Here is a 15,057-nt window from a genome sequence, read left to right as displayed (position 1 = left end):
GGCGCGAAGGAATGAGGGAGTCCAGAAGACCGCCGAGGTTGACCCGCCGGGGATTCATTGGAATGGCAGGATTGGGGGCCGGGGCGCTCGTCCTGGGCGGATGTGGGGTCCTGTCACCCGCGAGACAGAACCCTCCGACAGCCCGTAGCGCGTCCAGAATTGCCGAATACGCCCTGGAGGCCTCTGCGCTGGAGTTGGACCTGGGCGGGCGCAAGGTCTCGACCTGGGGGTACGGAAAGGACCTGCCGGGGCCCGAGATAAGGCTCAAGCAGGACGAGATCCTGCGCGTGGAGGTGCGCAACCGCTTGCCGGAGGACACGACCATCCACTGGCACGGCCTGCCGGTTCCAAACCGCATGGACGGCGTCGCGGGCGTCACCCAGGAGCCCATAAAGCCTGAAGGGGACTTCGTCTACGAGTTCGAGGTGCCCGTCTCCGGCTCCTACATGTACCACTCCCACGTCGGCACGCAGCTCGACCGCGGCCTGTATGGGCCCCTGATCGTGGAGCCCAGGAACGAGACGCTCTCCTACGACCGCGAGTACACGCTCGTGCTCGACGACTGGCTCGACGGCGTGCGGGGCACCCCGGAGGAGGAGATGGAGAAGCTGAAGTCCGACCGGGGCGCGATGGCGGACATGGAGGGCATGGAGGGGATGCTCGGCACGGAGGGCGGAGACGCGCCTCCCCAGTGGCCGCCGGACGTCGTCTACCCCATGTACCTCATAAACGGCAAGCCCCCCGATTCACCGGAGGAGCTGGAGGTCCGGCGGGGAGAGAAGGTGCGGCTCAGGCTCCTCAACCCCTCATCCGCCACCATCTACCGGGTGGCGTTGCAGGGCCACCGCATGACCGTCACCCACACCGACGGCCAGCCGGTAGAGCCAGTGGAGGTCGAGACGATCCGCATCGGCATGGGCGAACGCTACGATGTGCTCGTGGAGGCGAGTAATCCCGGCGCCTGGCAACTCGCCGCGCACGCCGAAGGCACCGAGAAGCAGGCCCGCGCCGTCTTCCGTTACAGAGGAGCGAAAGACCCGAGGCCCAGGCCCGACCAAAGGCCGGCAGAGCTCGCAGGCCGGATGCTCTACTACGATGCACTCAGGGCTACACAGGAAGCCGGAGCCCCGGAGTCTGGCAGCCCGGACCGGGTGCTGCCCATCACGCTCAACGGTGACGAGGAGACCTACGTCTGGACCATAAACGGCCAGGCCTTCCCCGACGCCGACCCCATAGAGGCGGGTCGCGGCGAGCGGGTGCGCTTCGAGATGGAGAACACGACCATGATGCCCCATCCGATGCACCTGCACGGCCACTTCTTCAGGGTGGACAACGGCACCGGTCGCGGCCCGATCAAGGACACCGTGCTCGTCGACCCGAAGCAGAGGCTCGCCTTCGACTGGCTGGCGGACAACCCCGGCGACTGGGCCTTCCACTGCCACCAGATCTACCACGCCGAGCGGGGCATGACGCGCATCATCAAGGTGGCGTAGGAGCCGGGAGCTCGTCCCGCCGTTCAGCGAAGCCTCAGGTCCGGTTCAGGGAGGCTTCAGGGCCGGATGCGAGACTGCGGCCGGAGAGAAAGAGAGGCCTGATGGAGAATCCGGACGTGAACCGGTCTCCGAGCCCGGGCTGGGACCCGGTGTGCGGGATGCTGATAGACGCGAGAAAGGCCAAAGCCTCGCGCCGCCACGACGGGACGGATCTCTTCTTCTGCTCGGAAGGATGCGCGAGGCGGTTCGACGCGGAGCCGCAGAGGTACATGGAGGCCACGTACATGAGAGAGCACATGCGCGCCGGGGGCCACGCCCACACGGGACACACCCACGCCGGAGGCTACGAACACGACGCACGCGGGACACCCATGGCCACGCCGTCGGCGACGACGGGAGTCCCGCCGAAGACCGGCGGTCGGGTGTGGATCGAGCTGCCGCTCACGGGCCTGGAGCGAAGCCGTCCGGGTGGCCCAGCTCTGGAGCGGGCGCTGGAAGCCGTGCCCGGCGTGGGCGAAGCCCGGGTCAACGTCCGCGGGGAGCGTGCCCGCGTCGAATACGACCCGGAGCGGGTCGGCGTCGGGCGGCTGGTGCGGGCGGTACGGGACGCCGGCTTCGACACCGGCGGCGCGTCGTTGCGTCTGAAGGTCACGGGCCTGTATTGCTCGGCGTGCATAGACCAGATAGAGAAAGCCCTCAAGGCCGCACCGGGCGTGCTGGATGCCACCATGAACGCCGCCACCGAGGAGGTGAAGGTGGACTACCTGCCGGGTGTAGTGGACCTTAAGGGACTGGAGCGGGCGGTGGAGAGCGCCGGCCCGTACATCGCACAGGAGGCTAGAGAGCCCGGCGAACGGGCCGAAGAGGAAGAGGTGTCCGAGCAGGAGCGGGAGTACCGGCGCCTGATGCGCAAGTGGTGGTTCGGGGCCGCGGTCGGCGGGCCGACCATGATCCTGTCCTACCCGTGGATCATCCCAATTCTGCGGGACGTCCTGCCCCGAGGAAGCGCCGAGCTGCGCGTCGTTTGGGGACTGATGGGAATAGCCAGCCTGGCCGTGCTCGTCTACAGCGGTAGCCAGTTCTTCGTGGGTATGTGGCAGGGGATCAAGCGCCGGCAGGCCAACATGCACACCCTCATCGCCACCGGCACCGGCGTCGCCTGGATCTACTCCACCATCGCGTTGCTCTTCCCCCGGATCTTCCCGGACGAGGCGATGACCGACGTCTACTACGACGTGACCGTGGTGGTGACGGCGCTGGTGGTTCTAGGCCTGGCGCTCGAGGTCAAGGCCCGGGGACGTACGTCGGAGGCCATCAAGAAGCTCATCGGGTTGCAGGCCAAGACCGCACGCGTGGTCCGGGATGGACGGGAGATGGACATACCCGTCGAAGAGGTGCTCGTTGGCGACGCCGTGGTCGTCCGTCCCGGAGAGAAGGTGCCGGTGGACGGCGTCGTGCTGGAGGGTACCTCGTCTGTGGACGAGTCCATGATCACCGGCGAATCCATACCCGTGGAGAAGCACGAGGGCGACGAGGTCATCGGGGCGACGATCAACGCGACCGGGAGCTTCCGCTTTACGGCCACCAAGGTCGGCAAGGACACGGCGCTCTCTAACATCATCCGCATGGTGCAGGACGCCCAGGGGTCGAAGGTCCCGATCCAGCGCGTCGTGGACACAGTCTCTAGCTACTTCACCCCGGCGGTCATGATCCTGGCCATCGCGGGCTTCGTCGTCTGGTTCGTCTTCGGCCCAGCTCCGGCCCTCGCCTACGCCCTCATCGTGGCGGTCACCACCCTCATCATCGCCTGCCCGTGCGCCCTGGGTATGGCGACACCGGTCAGCCTGACTACAGGCGTGGGCCTGGGCGCCCAGAACGGCATCCTGATCCGCTCCGGAGACGCCCTCCAGACCGCCTCGAAGCTCCAGACCGTCGTCCTGGACAAGACCGGCACCATAACAAAGGGGAAACCCGAGCTGACAAACGTCGTAACCGAGAACGGCTTCGACGAGGACGAGGTCCTCAGGCTCGCCGCCGCCATCGAACGCAACTCCGAGCACCCGCTAGCCGGCGCGATAGTCGAGGGCGCAGGGGAGCTCGACTTGCCCCAGGTGGCGGGCTTCTCCGCCATCCCCGGCCACGGCGTTGAGGCCGGCGTAGAAGGTAGGGGCGTCATGCTCGGCAACGCGAAGTTGATGGACGACCGGGGCATCGCCCTCGGAAGGCTCGAAGCTGAGGCCCGCCGGCTCGCGGACGACGGCAAGACCCCGATGTACGTCGCCATCGGCGGCGCCGCGGCGGGCGTCATCGCCGTGGCGGACACCATCAAGGAGGACTCCGTGTCGGCCGTCGCTGCGTTCAAGCGCCTGGGGCTCGAAGTCGCCATGATCACCGGCGACAACCAGCGCACGGCCGAGGCGATCGGGCGGCAGGTCGGTATCGATCGGGTGCTCGCCGAGGTGCTGCCGCAGGACAAGGCCCACAACGTTCAGAAGCTTCAACTGGAAGGCAAGAAGGTCGGGATGGTCGGCGACGGAATAAACGACGCCCCCGCGCTCGCCCAGGCCGACGTCGGTTTCGCCATCGGGACCGGCACCGACGTGGCCATAGAGGCGGCGGACGTAACGCTCATCAGCGGCAGCCTGCGGGGCGTGGTGACGGCGGTCGAGATCTCCAAGTCCACCATGCGCAACGTCCGACAGAACCTGTTCGGGGCCTTCGTCTACAACGGGCTCGGCATCCCGGTGGCCCTCGGGCTCCTCTACCCGTTCGCGGGGATACTGCTCTCGCCGCTGCTGGCGGCGTTGGCGATGAGCCTCAGTTCCATCACCGTGATCACCAACGCCAACCGGCTCAAGCTCTGGAAGCCGAAGGAAGCGAAGGGGGTGACTGAGTGACCTCGGTAGCCGCCTGGCTGCTGACCCTCTCCGGCCTCGCCCTCGTCGGGATCGGCGGGTACTTCATCATCGCCCGCCCGGCCCTGCTACCCGAGGATGCCCGTTTCATGGGCACTACTCAGGCTGCCCTCCTAAAGGCCGCGCCCGACCTCTCTCGATGGCTCAAGCGCGTGTTCTGGGTGATGGGCGGCTACATCGTCTCGACCGGGGTGCTCGTCGCGTACCTGGCAAACACCAGTCTGCGTTCGGGCGAAGGCGGCGCGCTGGTCGTTCTCGCCCTGGTATGGGCGACCTCGATCGGCTGGATGGCGCTGGTGAACGTCGTGATCGACTCGGACTTCAAGCGACCGCTCCTGGCCCTCGCAGGCCTGTGGGCCATCGCCCTCGTCCTCGCGGCGGTGGCCCGATGAGGCTCCACTGCCGGACCGGGTGGCGGTCATTGCCGGACACGTGCTCCGTCGAGACGCCCCACAAGACCAGGGAGGTTCAAGCATGACTACCGCAGACGTACTGGTCGTTATCGGCGGTCTCGCCGCCATCGCCGCCATCGCCTTTTTCTTCTGGGGGCCGCGCAGGGGAGGCTACCGGGTTCCGGTAACTTCCGGCGGATACCAGGAAGCAATGGTGCTGGTCAAGGGCGGGTACACGCCGGACGTGATCCTGGTGGAGCGCGGCAAGCCCGTGCGTCTCAACTTCCGACGCGAGGAGAGCGCAGCCTGCTCGGAGATGGTCGTCTTCGGCGACTTCGACAAGAGCGCGCGCCTGCCCGAGGGAGAGACGGTGTCCGTGGAGTTCCTTCCGGAGGAATCCGGCGAGTACGGGTTTGCCTGCCAGATGGGCATGATCCGCGGCAAGCTGGTGGTCGAGTAGGAAGACCGGGAGGAGGTGACGGATGAACCACGGCGGTGGAGGCGGTGGGTGGAAACACTGGGCGTTGATGGCCCTGTGCTGCGCGCCGATGATAGCGATAGTCGTGTGGCTGATCGTCAGGTAGAGCCTGAAACCCGAGGCGAGCACGGGTCGATGCATTCTTGCCGGAAGGAGTTGGAAGTGGCGCGGAAGGTACAGAACGTGGGGACGGCCGAACGCTGGTTGCGGATCGTGGGCGGGGGACTGGCGGCGCTCGTCGGCCTGATGCTCCTGCTGCCGGTCCCGGCCTCGGTAGGCGCGGGGGTGCTCGGACTGGCGCTTGTCTTGCTAGGTTCGGACTTCGTCTACACCGGAGTAACGGGCTACTGCCCGCTGTACAACAAGCTAGGCTGGAGCACGGCGCGCGCTGGCGGCGGACCGGGACGAGGAAGGCCGCGTCCGCGGTGAGGAGACCAGGACCGACAACAGCGCAACCACGAGCGCCTAGAGCGGAGGTCGAGACCGCTGCGCCGGCGGTGCTGACGGCTAGAGGGGTACTGGAGAACCTGTTCGGCCCGCCTGCCGTGCGGACGTTCGCCGTGCGGCTGTGGGACGGCTCGGTCGAGCTACCGGATAACGGACAGCAGCCCTCCTTTACCCTCGTGCTGCGGCGGCCGGGGGCGCTCCGGCGAATGCTGCTGCCGCCAACGGAGCTCGCGCTGGGCGAGGCCTTCCTGCATGACGACTTCGACGTGGAGGGGGACGCGGAGGCCGCGACGGCCCTGGCCGGCGAGATCTCCTCCCGCCTCCGGTCGCCGGTAGTGCTCGCACGGCTGCTGGCACGCCTCCGCACGCTGCCCCCCGACTATCCACCGCAGGGTGACGGCGGAGATGTCCCGCGTCACCCGACCGGCAGGCTCCATTCCAGGGACCGGGACGCCGCGGCGGTGCGCTCCCACTACGACGTGGGCAACGACTTCTACGCGCTCTGGCTGGACGAACGCATGGTGTACTCGTGCGCTTACTTCACGACGGGCACGGAGAGCATCGACGCGGCGCAGGAGGCCAAGCTCGACCACATCTGCCGCAAGCTGCGCCTCACGCCCGGGGAGACCCTGCTGGACATCGGCTGCGGCTGGGGGAGCCTGGTGCTGCACGCCGCCGAGAACTATGGCGTTCAAGCTCTGGGGATCACGCTCAGCGAGCCCCAGGCGAAGCTGGCCCGCCGCCGCATCGGCGAGGCCGGCCTGGAGGACAGGTGCCGCGTCGAGGTGTGTGACTACAGGGACCTCCCGCGGGGCATCGCCTTCGACAAGGTCGCCAGCGTGGGCATGTTCGAGCACGTCGGTCGCACGAGGCTCCCGGCCTACTTCTCAGGGTCCTACCGGCTCACGAAACCCGGAGGCTTCTTCATGAACCACGGCATCGTCCTCCTCTCCCCGGTCTCTGCGCCCAGGCGGGCCCTGGGGAGGGCGCTCGCACCGAGGACCTCCTTCCTCCAGCGCCACGTCTTCCCGGACGGGGAGTTGGTGACGCCGGGAGAAGCGTTGCGTTACGCCGAAGACGCCGGATTCGAGGCGCGCGACCTGGAGAGCTTGCGCGAGCACTACGCGTTGACGCTACGACACTGGGTGCGGCGCCTCGAAGACCGGCACGAGGAGGCTGCGCGGTTGGCGGGCGAGCGGACCTACCGGATCTGGAGGCTCTACATGGCGGCCTGCGCGCGGGCGTTCGCGACGGGCCGGATCGGCGTCACCCAGACGCTCTTCTGCAGAACGGGCGAGGACGGACTCTGCCCGTTGCCGCCCACGCGGGAAGACCTGTACCGGGTGACGGTCCGCCCCGCGACGAACGGAGGTACGCGATGATCGCCTTCTTGCGCTCCCGCGCGGGGGTGGTCCTGCTAGCCTCCCTCGCCGTCGCCGGTTTCTTTCTGGTCCTGGAGCACAGGGTCCATCTCTCCGGGTTCCTGCCGTACGCGCTGGTGGCGCTCTTCATCGTGTTCCACCTCTTCATGCACAGGGGGCACGGCGGACATGGAGGGCACGGCGGACATTCGGCCGACGACGATGAACGTGTAAAGCCGCCTAAGGAGGGTACGCGATGATCTCCGATTCGCCCGCTTACGGCCTCTGGCTGCTCGTCATAATCAACTCGGCGATTTTCATCATCTTTGCCTTCAGCTTCGCGCGACCGCGTACGAAGCGCGACTGGCGTTCCTTCGGCGCCTTCTCTGCGTTTCTGGTGGCGCTCTTCACGGAGATGTACGGTTTCCCGCTCACGATCTACCTGCTCTCCGGATGGCTCGGCAGCCGCTACCCCGGTATCGACCCGTTCTCGCACGCGAACGGCCACCTGTGGGAGGTGCTTCTCGGGTGGGAGGGGAACCCGCACCTGAACCCGCTGCACGTCCTGAGCAACGTGGTCATCGCCGCCGGCTTCATTCTGCTCTCCGCCTCCTGGAACGTGCTCTACAGGGCGCAGCGTGAGAAGCGGCTCGCCACGACGGGCCCCTACGCCCGCGTGCGCCACCCGCAGTACGCTGGCTTCGTCCTGATCATGTTCGGTTTCCTGATGCAGTGGCCGACGCTCATCACGCTCGCCATGTTCCCCGTGCTGGTGATGATGTACGTTAGGCTTGCCCGCCGCGAGGAGCGGGAGGTGAGGGAGGAATTCGGCGAGGAGTACGAAAGGTACGCCGCGCTCGTCCCTGCCTTTTTCCCGCGCCTGCGCCGCGCTAACCGGAAAGCGGTGTGAGGTGAGTCCCATCGCGCACGACGGGGAGCGGGACTTCGGGCGGCCGGGTGAGGCCTGCATCGGCGCGGACGACAGGGAGAAGCTGAAGATACGCCTGCGGCGGATAGAAGGGCAGGTGCGTGGCGTGCAACGCATGGTCGAGGAGGATGCCCCGTGCGCGGATATCCTCACCCAGATCGGGGCCGTAGCCGCCGCGTCGGAGAAGGTCGCGCTGCTAGTCCTTCAGTACCATGCTGGTCACCGTCTGCACGGCGCCGCCGGGAACGACCTCGGACCCGACGAGACCGTGGACGAGCTCGCGTCCGCCGTCGAGCGCATCCTGCCGATACGAGCGAAGGAGGGCCGCGGGGAGGGGAGGGAGGGCGCATCGCGGGACACGTAGAGGCCGGGCAAACGCGCCCTGGCAGCCCACGCGAACCGTAGACGTCCAGGACGCATGCCCGCTACGGTCACCCCTACCATCGCGTGGCGCTCGCGACCCGTCAGGAGGGCAAGACGGCGGCGCGCTCCAGCGCCTGCCTGAGCATCTCCTTTGTCGGCGAACCCTTCAACCCTTCCGGGGTGGCGTAGACCCGGCAGCCCAGTCGCCATTCCCCCCGCTCGCCGGCTGGGAACAGATCCTCGCCCTCCACCCGGATCGTCGGGCTCCCCGGAAAGCGTAGTCTCTCGGCCTCCTCGTCGGTGTTCACGGCGACAAGCGCCACGCCGGCACCCGCGCCCGCCTCCGCAAGCACCTCCCTCAGGGTCTCCTCCGCCTCCCGGTACGTCGGGCAGCCGTCGAAGTACAGGACCTCTACCTTCACCATCGCCCCTTTCTTTCGTCCCTGTCGACCGAGAACCCGATTAGACCAGGGCTCTCGTATGGTTGCTTTGACCGGTGTCGTCATTCTCCTTCTCTTTCAGCATACGCTCAGGATCGCTTCAGGGCTTCTTCAGCACGGGTGGTTAACCTCCAGACAGAGACAGCCGGAGCTGACCGTGGACGACCGCGAAGGGTCCGGCGGAAGGAGACGAACGACATGGAGCTGGTGTTTGTCCTCCTGGCCGTGGTGCTACTCGTCATCCTGCCGGTCGCCCTGTTCCTGCTGGCGGTGGGCAGCCTGATATACACCGTAGTCAAGGCCATTCGGGGTGAGAAGGCAGGCGATGTGGTTACCTCTCCCGCCAGGAGCAGGGATGCCTGAGGCGCTCTGGAAATGGTCCGGGCGTCCCTTTCGGGCGCTGGCGGTCACCGGCCTGCTCATCGCGCTCGCGCTGGAGTTCTCGGGGTGCGGGGCGACGAAGTCGCCCGACGATTCGTTCTCGGAAGCCGGGAACGGGGTGGCGAAGCAGGGCGCCGCGACCAGGACGAACGAGAGTGGCGAAGTGACCATCAAGGTTGTGTGGGAAGGCAGGGACGCCGGACCCACGTTCGACGTGACGATGGACACGCATTCCGTGGACCTCGACGGCTACGATCTCAGGAAGCTCGCGGTGCTGCGCAACGATGGCGGGCAGGAGGTCCGGGCCAGGGCGTGGGCTGCGCCGAAGGGCGGGCACCACCGAGAAGGGAAGTTGAGTTTTCCCGAGAAGGCCTCAGACGGTGGCGCCGTGATCGGTAGAGACACCAGGGAGATCACGCTGATCATCCGCGACGTGGCGGGCGTGCCCGAGAGGAGCTTCGAATGGAATTTGTAGGAACGGGGTTGTCGGGTGGGCCACGACTCCTGCGTCCAGCTGTCTTCGGGGCTCTTGCCGCCCTCGCGCTTATCGTCTTCTACCTGGGCGTCATCACCGTGGCGCAGGGCTGGACGCACGCCGTCCAGCAGCTCGGCGAAGATTTGCCTTTCGTCGGGGCCATCGTGGCGGGGTTCGGCACCCAGGTGGGTCTCTTCGTCTACCTGCGCGGGATGCACAGCCGCGCGGCGGCCGGCGGCGTCGCCGCGAGCACGGGAACCAGCACGGCGGCGATGCTCGCCTGCTGCGCCCACCACCTGACCGACGTGTTGCCGATCGTCGGCCTCTCGGGGGCGGCCGTGTTCCTGAACGCGTACAAGACGCCGCTGCTGTGGGTCGGGATCGTCATGAACCTCGCCGGGATCATCTACCTGGCGCTCAAGATCCGCCGCCAGCGCAAGATGGCCTGCGAGCCGGCCCACCCGGCGCACGGGGGCACCTGACCCTCAGCTTTCGAGAGGGCAGGGCCGCTTCGAATGTTGCGGCGACGGCGTTCTACCCTGGAGGTACTTCAGAGGACACAGGGGATTTTGATCGAACATTGACCCTGTCCGGATCTGGGCTTGACCTCCGCACCCTACACTCGGGACGTAAAGGAGACCGAGGAGAAAGGAAGTGATCGGCCATGATGGGCGGTTGGGACGGCGGAATGATGGGCGGCTGGGGCGCTTTCGGCTGGCTGTGGATGATCGTCGCGCTGCTGTTCTGGGGCGGCCTGCTGACCCTCATAGTCTGGGCCGTGATGCGCATCTTCCCGGGCGCGCGGACGGGCGGCGAGCCTCTTGAACGTGGTACGCAATCGGCCGAGGAGATCCTCAGGGGCCGCTTCGCCCGCGGCGAGATCGATGCCGAGGAGTACGAGGAGCGGCGCCGGATATTGCACGGGGGTGCCTAGGATGGCCACCGCCCACGGAACACGAAGGGGCAGGGGCCTCCTCCTGGCCGGGCTCGGGATGATGGCCGCCGCGGTGGTCCTTGCGATCCTGGCGAGCGCCTTTGCCGCGCGCGGCAACCCTTTCTCGTCTGCGAGCAGCGTCGAGAGTCTCCCGGAGGCCAGAGAGACTTTCGAACGGGCCGTGGAAGGCTACGGCAACGCCGACCTCGAGGTGGGGGAGGTGATGGAGTTCTCGAGCAACTACTACGCTGAGGTCAGAGAATCCGGCACCGGTATCTACGCGATGGAGCTCCTGATAGACAAACGCACGGGCCAAGTCTACCCTGAGCCGGGGCCGAACATGATGTGGAACACCAAATACGGCATGATGTCCGGCGGCATGGGGCCCATGATGGGCGCGGGCGGAAACGGCACGGTGAACGGCCCCCCGCAGAGGATACCCGGGACGCCGTCCGACGAGATGCCCGTGACCCCAGAGCAAGCCCGGAAGATCGCCGAAGATTACCTCGACCGGGTCTCGCCCGGTACGGAGGCGGAGAAGCCGGACACCTTTTACGGCTACTACACCCTGCACACCGAGCGCGACGGCGAGGTGACCGGGATGCTCAGCGTCAACGGGTACTCCGGAGAGGTCTGGTACCACACCTGGCACGGAGCCTTCGTAGGCATGGAGGGGGAAGAGGCGACGCACTAGAGGCTCCCAGGCATTAGAAGAAAGGGGCCGCTGGTCGGGTCCTCCTTGGCGGTTGCGGGTTGGCGAAGAAGTTCGCGCAGGCGTGGAACCGGGCACGCGATGGTTAGAATGGTGGCATGAGCGTTCGGGTCTTGGTAGTCGACGACGAGAAGAACCTCGTGAACCTCTTGCGCGGTTACCTCGAACGTGAGGGTTTCGAGGTCCACGAGGCCCTCGACGGTCCCGAGGCCCTCGAGGTGGCCCGGCGGGTGGGGCCGGATCTCGTGGTCCTGGACTGGATGCTGCCCGGATTGGACGGTACACGGGTTTTGGGAGAGTTGAGGCGCTTCTCGGACGCGTACGTGATCATGCTGACCGCCCGCGCGGAGGAGGTGGACAAGATAGTCGGCCTCTCCGCGGGCGCCGACGACTACCTGACCAAACCCTTCTCTCCCGGCGAGCTCGTGGCCCGCATCAGGGCCATGCTGCGAAGACCGCGGGATCGCGGTGCGGAGGCCGCCGAGGCGCCGCTCAGCTTCGGAGACCTCACCATAGACCCCGGGCGTCGGGAGGTGCGGTCGGGGGGCGCGGAGGTAAGTCTGACGGCCCTGGAGTTCGACCTCCTGGCGGCCCTGGTGTCCCGGCCTGGCATGGTCTTCACCCGCGGGCAGTTGCTGAGGCGCGTCTGGGGCGAGACCTATTTCGGCGACGAGCACGTGGTGGACGTACATGTGGCGAACCTGCGCAAAAAGATCGAGGACGACCCCGCGAACCCCTGTCACATCCGGACGGTGCGTGGGGTCGGCTACAGGTTCGGCCGGTGAGAAGGCTGCCTCGCCGCCTGATCAGGAGCCTCGGAACCAGGCTCTTTTTCTCCCACGTGCTGGTCGCGCTGGTTGGCGCCTTTACGTTCCTCGCCGCCGTTGCCATCGTGGCGCCGGTCGTATTCGGGAACCTGATGGGCGGAATGATGGGGCCGGGGGGCATGGCGGGCATGGGGGATATGATGGCGTCGGTCTACCGCGCGTTCGGGCAGACGCTTCTCTACTCCTTGATCGCCGCAACCCTCGCCGCGGCTGCCACCGCGAGCGTAGCGAGCCTCTTCGTGGCCCGGAGGATCTGGACCCCCGTGCGCCACATGCTGGACGCGACCCGCCGCATCTCCACGGGCCGCTACGGCGAGCGCGTGCCGGTGGGCGAGGGCGACGAACTGGGTGACCTCTCGGAGAGCCTCAACACGATGGCCGCCGCCCTCGAAGAGACCGAACGGCACAGGCAGGAGTTCATCTCCGACATCTCCCACGAGTTGCGCACCCCGCTCTCGACGCTTCAGGGGTACATGGAAGGGCTCATGGACGAGGTCGTCGAACCCTCCCAGGAGACCTGGGCGGTTCTCTACGCCGAGGCGGAGCGTATGCGGCGCCTGGTGGACGACCTGCAGCAGCTCTCGCGGGCTGAGGCCGGACAACTCTCTCTCGAGATCGCGACTCATCCTCCCCATGATGCGGCGCGCATCGCCGCCGAGAGCATGCTCCCCCTCTTCGCCGAAAAAGGTGTCGAACTCGATGAGGCGGTTGGCCTAGACCTGCCGCCGGTGCTCGCGGACAGGGACCGTCTCGTCCAGGTTCTGACGAACCTGCTGGCCAACGCGCTGCGCTACACGCCGGCCGGCGGGAGGGTCACGGTGGAGGCCGAGCACCGGGACGGCGAGATCCGATTCAGCGTGCGGGACACGGGCGCGGGGATAGCGTCCGAGCACCTGCCCCACGTCTTCGAGCGGCTGTACAGGATCGAGAAATCCCGCTCGCGGGAGGGAGGAGGTTCGGGGTTGGGGCTCGCCATCTCCCACGCGTTCGTGCGGGCCATGGGCGGCGGGATTCACGCGGAGAGCGCCGGACCGGGCAAGGGGTCTACGTTCAGTTTCACCCTGCCCGCCGCCGGCCCCGGATCTTGACCCGATCTTGATCGTAGTTCGACGGACGCTTGAGGTCCGTCTTCTAGACTGGAACCGTAAACAGAGGCAACCCAGGAGAGGAGACGATCGACAATGATGGGCGGTTTGGACGGAGTGATGGGCGGATGGGGTGTGTTTGGCTGGCTCGGGATGCTCATCCCGCTGCTGTTCTGGGTCGGCCTCATAGCGCTTGTGATCTGGGCGGTAGCGAGGATCGTGCCGAACGCAGGCAGTGGCCGCCTGCACCAGGGGGTGCCCACGGAGTCGGCCGAAGACGTCCTGCGGGAACGCTTCGCCCGCGGACAGATCGACGCCGAAGAGTAGGGACGTTCGATGAGAGCGCTCAATGGCGAAGAGAACTATCTGAGAGGTGGTGTCTAGGATGACGGCGAAGTACCTGGTACCCGTCCTGGCGGTATTGGCCATCTTGCTGGCGGGGATCGGAACGGTTTACGCAGACGGTAGACCCTCCGCCTGGGGCGGCCAGAGCATGATGGGCGGACAGTCTACAGGATACGGTTCGGGGATGGTGAACGGCTCCGACTCTATGATGGGTCACATGATGAACGGTCCGGGGACGTTCAGCGGCCCCAGACCGGAGAATCTCGATAAGAGCCAACCCTTCGACCTGCGGTTCATAGACGAGATGATCATGCATCACCAGATGGCGATCGTGTCTTCGGAGCACATGATCTCGGACTCCGACCGTCCGGAACTCCGCAAGCTCGCGGACGACATCCAGAAGAGCCAGTCCGACCAGATCGGGCAGATGCGGGAGTGGCGTCAGCGCTGGTACCCCGACGCGGGACCTGCCTACGGCACGACCGGCGGTACGATGAACTCTGGAATGATGGAAGGTATGGCAGGCGGCTCCATGCAGGAGTCAATGGGCGCGGACGTGGCCGACGAGATGTTCCTCAGGATGATGATCCCGCACCACGAGCAGGCGATCGAGATGTCCGAGCAGGCACTCGACAAGGCCGAGCACCCAGAGATTCAGGGGCTGGCCAAGAAGATCATCGACGAACAGTCGGCCGAGATAAAGCTGATGCAAGGGTACCTGGAAGAGATCGAGCGCGCAGAAAGCCAGGGCTAGTGAACCAACCTACGATGGGTCGGACGACCCGCAAGGGTGATGGGCGAGACCGACCTGTCCGGCGTTGGTTCTCGAGGAAGAGAAAAGATGATTGAGGGAGGTCGAAGTGGGAACCAGTCAGAGCTATACCCTATCGAGCGAGACGCGCCTGCCGTTTGGGGAGGCCGTAGAACTGACGCGCACCCTACTTCAGGAGGCCGGTTACGGGATCCTTTGCGAGATCGACGTACAGGCCAAGCTGGAGGAGAAGCTCGGGATCGAACGCGAACCGTACGTGATCCTCGGCGCCTGCAACCCGCCGCTGGCAAGGCAAGGCCTCGACGCCGAGCCGGATCTCGGCGCGCTCTTGCCGTGTAATGTCGTCGTCTACGAGCGAGAAGGCCGCACGCACGTGAGCGCGGTGGAACCGGAGCGGATGCTCTCCATCGTGGGCAACGAAGCGCTCAAGCCGATCGCGAAGCAGGTGCGCACCGACCTGAGCAACGTGGTCGAAGGGCTAGCCAGAAGCTAGACGCCCTGTCCAACGAACTCCGTGGTCTGAGGGGACCGGCGCGTCGCCGGTCCCCATCTGTACTGTCCGCCACGAGCGAACACTCGGTCCCATCCTAATCGCCCTGGACCGGCTAGCCCACCTGGGCTAGGCAAAGATGGCCCATCGACGCGACGGCGTGTTTGACGCGCCGTGCGACCATGTCGGACAAGATCCGAAACCAGGAGGACAGCGCCG

The 15,057-nt window shown here is 66.5% G+C and carries 20 protein-coding genes; 19 read left to right on the top strand and 1 reads right to left on the bottom strand.

Annotated elements, in window-relative coordinates; all coding sequences use genetic code 11:
• Window positions 1-11: 11 nt before the first annotated feature.
• From GBA63_RS18980 to GBA63_RS18940, 9 genes are all read left to right on the top strand, one after another.
• Window positions 12-1,493 (top strand): multicopper oxidase family protein, encoded by a 1,482-nt coding sequence (locus tag GBA63_RS18980; protein WP_166178644.1) that lies wholly within the window; start codon window positions 12-14, stop codon window positions 1,491-1,493.
• A gap of 101 nt (window positions 1,494-1,594) precedes the next feature.
• Window positions 1,595-4,390 (top strand): heavy metal translocating P-type ATPase, encoded by a 2,796-nt coding sequence (locus GBA63_RS18975; protein WP_166178642.1) that lies wholly within the window; start codon window positions 1,595-1,597, stop codon window positions 4,388-4,390.
• Window positions 4,387-4,800, top strand: coding sequence for a hypothetical protein (locus GBA63_RS18970; RefSeq protein WP_166178640.1), 414 nt, complete (start codon window positions 4,387-4,389; stop codon window positions 4,798-4,800). Before GBA63_RS18975 ends, GBA63_RS18970 begins: the two co-directional genes overlap by 4 nt.
• Before the next feature lie 82 nt (window positions 4,801-4,882).
• A complete protein-coding gene (locus GBA63_RS18965; protein WP_166178638.1) occupies window positions 4,883-5,260 on the top strand; it encodes a cupredoxin domain-containing protein in 378 nt (125 codons plus the stop codon).
• A gap of 180 nt (window positions 5,261-5,440) precedes the next feature.
• A complete protein-coding gene (locus GBA63_RS18960; protein WP_207956919.1) occupies window positions 5,441-5,707 on the top strand; it encodes a YgaP family membrane protein in 267 nt (88 codons plus the stop codon).
• 68 nt (window positions 5,708-5,775) lie between these two features.
• The gene (locus tag GBA63_RS18955) at window positions 5,776-7,107 is read left to right on the top strand and encodes an SAM-dependent methyltransferase (protein ID WP_207956918.1); all 1,332 of its coding nucleotides are present in this window, start codon (window positions 5,776-5,778) and stop codon (window positions 7,105-7,107) included.
• Window positions 7,104-7,346: a DUF2933 domain-containing protein gene (locus tag GBA63_RS18950; protein WP_166178634.1), complete on the top strand. Its 243-nt coding sequence runs from the start codon at window positions 7,104-7,106 to the stop codon at window positions 7,344-7,346. The genes GBA63_RS18955 and GBA63_RS18950 overlap by 4 nt, the downstream gene beginning before the upstream one ends.
• Complete coding sequence (locus GBA63_RS18945) at window positions 7,343-7,996, top strand: methyltransferase family protein (RefSeq protein WP_166178632.1); 654 nt, start codon at window positions 7,343-7,345, stop codon at window positions 7,994-7,996. Before GBA63_RS18950 ends, GBA63_RS18945 begins: the two co-directional genes overlap by 4 nt.
• A 58-nt stretch (window positions 7,997-8,054) precedes the next feature.
• Complete coding sequence (locus GBA63_RS18940) at window positions 8,055-8,378, top strand: metal-sensitive transcriptional regulator (RefSeq protein ID WP_407690858.1); 324 nt, start codon at window positions 8,055-8,057, stop codon at window positions 8,376-8,378.
• 100 nt (window positions 8,379-8,478) lie between these two features.
• Here the strand turns inward: GBA63_RS18940 and GBA63_RS18935 are convergent, their stop codons facing one another.
• Window positions 8,479-8,802 carry a DF family (seleno)protein gene (locus GBA63_RS18935; protein ID WP_207956917.1) on the bottom strand — a complete coding sequence of 108 codons (324 nt, stop codon included), beginning with the start codon at window positions 8,800-8,802 and terminating at the stop codon, window positions 8,479-8,481.
• Window positions 8,803-9,015: 213 nt separating this feature from the next.
• On the opposite strand from GBA63_RS18935, the gene GBA63_RS18930 reads away from it, so the two are divergent.
• The 10 genes from GBA63_RS18930 to GBA63_RS18885 all read left to right on the top strand — a co-directional run bounded on the left by GBA63_RS18930 (window position 9,016) and on the right by GBA63_RS18885 (window position 14,841).
• Window positions 9,016-9,180 carry a hypothetical protein gene (locus GBA63_RS18930; protein ID WP_166178628.1) on the top strand — a complete coding sequence of 55 codons (165 nt, stop codon included), beginning with the start codon at window positions 9,016-9,018 and terminating at the stop codon, window positions 9,178-9,180.
• A complete protein-coding gene (locus GBA63_RS18925) occupies window positions 9,173-9,673 on the top strand; it encodes a hypothetical protein (RefSeq protein WP_166178626.1) in 501 nt (166 codons plus the stop codon). Before GBA63_RS18930 ends, GBA63_RS18925 begins: the two co-directional genes overlap by 8 nt.
• Window positions 9,661-10,155 carry a hypothetical protein gene (locus tag GBA63_RS18920; RefSeq protein WP_166178624.1) on the top strand — a complete coding sequence of 165 codons (495 nt, stop codon included), beginning with the start codon at window positions 9,661-9,663 and terminating at the stop codon, window positions 10,153-10,155. The genes GBA63_RS18925 and GBA63_RS18920 overlap by 13 nt, the downstream gene beginning before the upstream one ends.
• Before the next feature lie 182 nt (window positions 10,156-10,337).
• The gene (locus tag GBA63_RS18915) at window positions 10,338-10,607 is read left to right on the top strand and encodes an SHOCT domain-containing protein (protein WP_166178622.1); all 270 of its coding nucleotides are present in this window, start codon (window positions 10,338-10,340) and stop codon (window positions 10,605-10,607) included.
• The gene (locus tag GBA63_RS18910; RefSeq protein WP_166178620.1) at window positions 10,600-11,301 is read left to right on the top strand and encodes a hypothetical protein; all 702 of its coding nucleotides are present in this window, start codon (window positions 10,600-10,602) and stop codon (window positions 11,299-11,301) included. The genes GBA63_RS18915 and GBA63_RS18910 overlap by 8 nt, the downstream gene beginning before the upstream one ends.
• Before the next feature lie 116 nt (window positions 11,302-11,417).
• A complete protein-coding gene (locus GBA63_RS18905; RefSeq protein ID WP_166178618.1) occupies window positions 11,418-12,104 on the top strand; it encodes a response regulator transcription factor in 687 nt (228 codons plus the stop codon).
• Window positions 12,101-13,234, top strand: a complete 1,134-nt coding sequence (locus GBA63_RS18900) for a sensor histidine kinase (protein WP_166178616.1) — start codon at window positions 12,101-12,103, stop codon at window positions 13,232-13,234. Before GBA63_RS18905 ends, GBA63_RS18900 begins: the two co-directional genes overlap by 4 nt.
• Before the next feature lie 93 nt (window positions 13,235-13,327).
• Entirely contained in the window at window positions 13,328-13,558 is a 231-nt protein-coding gene (locus tag GBA63_RS18895; RefSeq protein WP_166178614.1) for an SHOCT domain-containing protein, read from the top strand.
• Window positions 13,559-13,616: 58 nt separating this feature from the next.
• The gene (locus tag GBA63_RS18890) at window positions 13,617-14,330 is read left to right on the top strand and encodes a DUF305 domain-containing protein (RefSeq protein ID WP_166178612.1); all 714 of its coding nucleotides are present in this window, start codon (window positions 13,617-13,619) and stop codon (window positions 14,328-14,330) included.
• Between the two features lie 106 nt (window positions 14,331-14,436).
• On the top strand, window positions 14,437-14,841 hold the full coding sequence (locus GBA63_RS18885; protein ID WP_166178610.1) for a DUF302 domain-containing protein: 405 nt from the start codon (window positions 14,437-14,439) through the stop codon (window positions 14,839-14,841).
• Window positions 14,842-15,057 lie beyond the last annotated feature (216 nt).

The sequence above is a fragment of the Rubrobacter tropicus genome (genome assembly GCF_011492945.1).
Classification (GTDB): Bacteria; Actinomycetota; Rubrobacteria; order Rubrobacterales; family Rubrobacteraceae; genus Rubrobacter_D; species Rubrobacter_D tropicus.
Note: the sequence above shows the minus strand (reverse complement) of the source record. Positions and strands in the feature narration are given on the sequence as shown.

Excerpts from the sequence above, each read along its gene's own strand:
- GBA63_RS18980 (WP_166178644.1), top strand. The coding sequence starts at position 12 with ATGAGGGAGTCCAGAAGACCGCCGAGGTTGACCCGCCGGGGATTCATT.
- GBA63_RS18975 (WP_166178642.1), top strand. The coding sequence starts at position 1,595 with ATGGAGAATCCGGACGTGAACCGGTCTCCGAGCCCGGGCTGGGACCCG.
- GBA63_RS18965 (WP_166178638.1), top strand. The coding sequence starts at position 4,883 with ATGACTACCGCAGACGTACTGGTCGTTATCGGCGGTCTCGCCGCCATC.
- GBA63_RS18950 (WP_166178634.1), top strand. The coding sequence starts at position 7,104 with ATGATCGCCTTCTTGCGCTCCCGCGCGGGGGTGGTCCTGCTAGCCTCC.
- GBA63_RS18945 (WP_166178632.1), top strand. The coding sequence starts at position 7,343 with ATGATCTCCGATTCGCCCGCTTACGGCCTCTGGCTGCTCGTCATAATC.
- GBA63_RS18935 (WP_207956917.1), bottom strand. The coding sequence starts at position 8,802 with ATGGTGAAGGTAGAGGTCCTGTACTTCGACGGCTGCCCGACGTACCGG.
- GBA63_RS18930 (WP_166178628.1), top strand. The coding sequence starts at position 9,016 with ATGGAGCTGGTGTTTGTCCTCCTGGCCGTGGTGCTACTCGTCATCCTG.
- GBA63_RS18925 (WP_166178626.1), top strand. The coding sequence starts at position 9,173 with ATGCCTGAGGCGCTCTGGAAATGGTCCGGGCGTCCCTTTCGGGCGCTG.
- GBA63_RS18920 (WP_166178624.1), top strand. The coding sequence starts at position 9,661 with ATGGAATTTGTAGGAACGGGGTTGTCGGGTGGGCCACGACTCCTGCGT.
- GBA63_RS18915 (WP_166178622.1), top strand. The coding sequence starts at position 10,338 with ATGATGGGCGGTTGGGACGGCGGAATGATGGGCGGCTGGGGCGCTTTC.
- GBA63_RS18905 (WP_166178618.1), top strand. The coding sequence starts at position 11,418 with ATGAGCGTTCGGGTCTTGGTAGTCGACGACGAGAAGAACCTCGTGAAC.
- GBA63_RS18895 (WP_166178614.1), top strand. The coding sequence starts at position 13,328 with ATGATGGGCGGTTTGGACGGAGTGATGGGCGGATGGGGTGTGTTTGGC.
- GBA63_RS18890 (WP_166178612.1), top strand. The coding sequence starts at position 13,617 with ATGACGGCGAAGTACCTGGTACCCGTCCTGGCGGTATTGGCCATCTTG.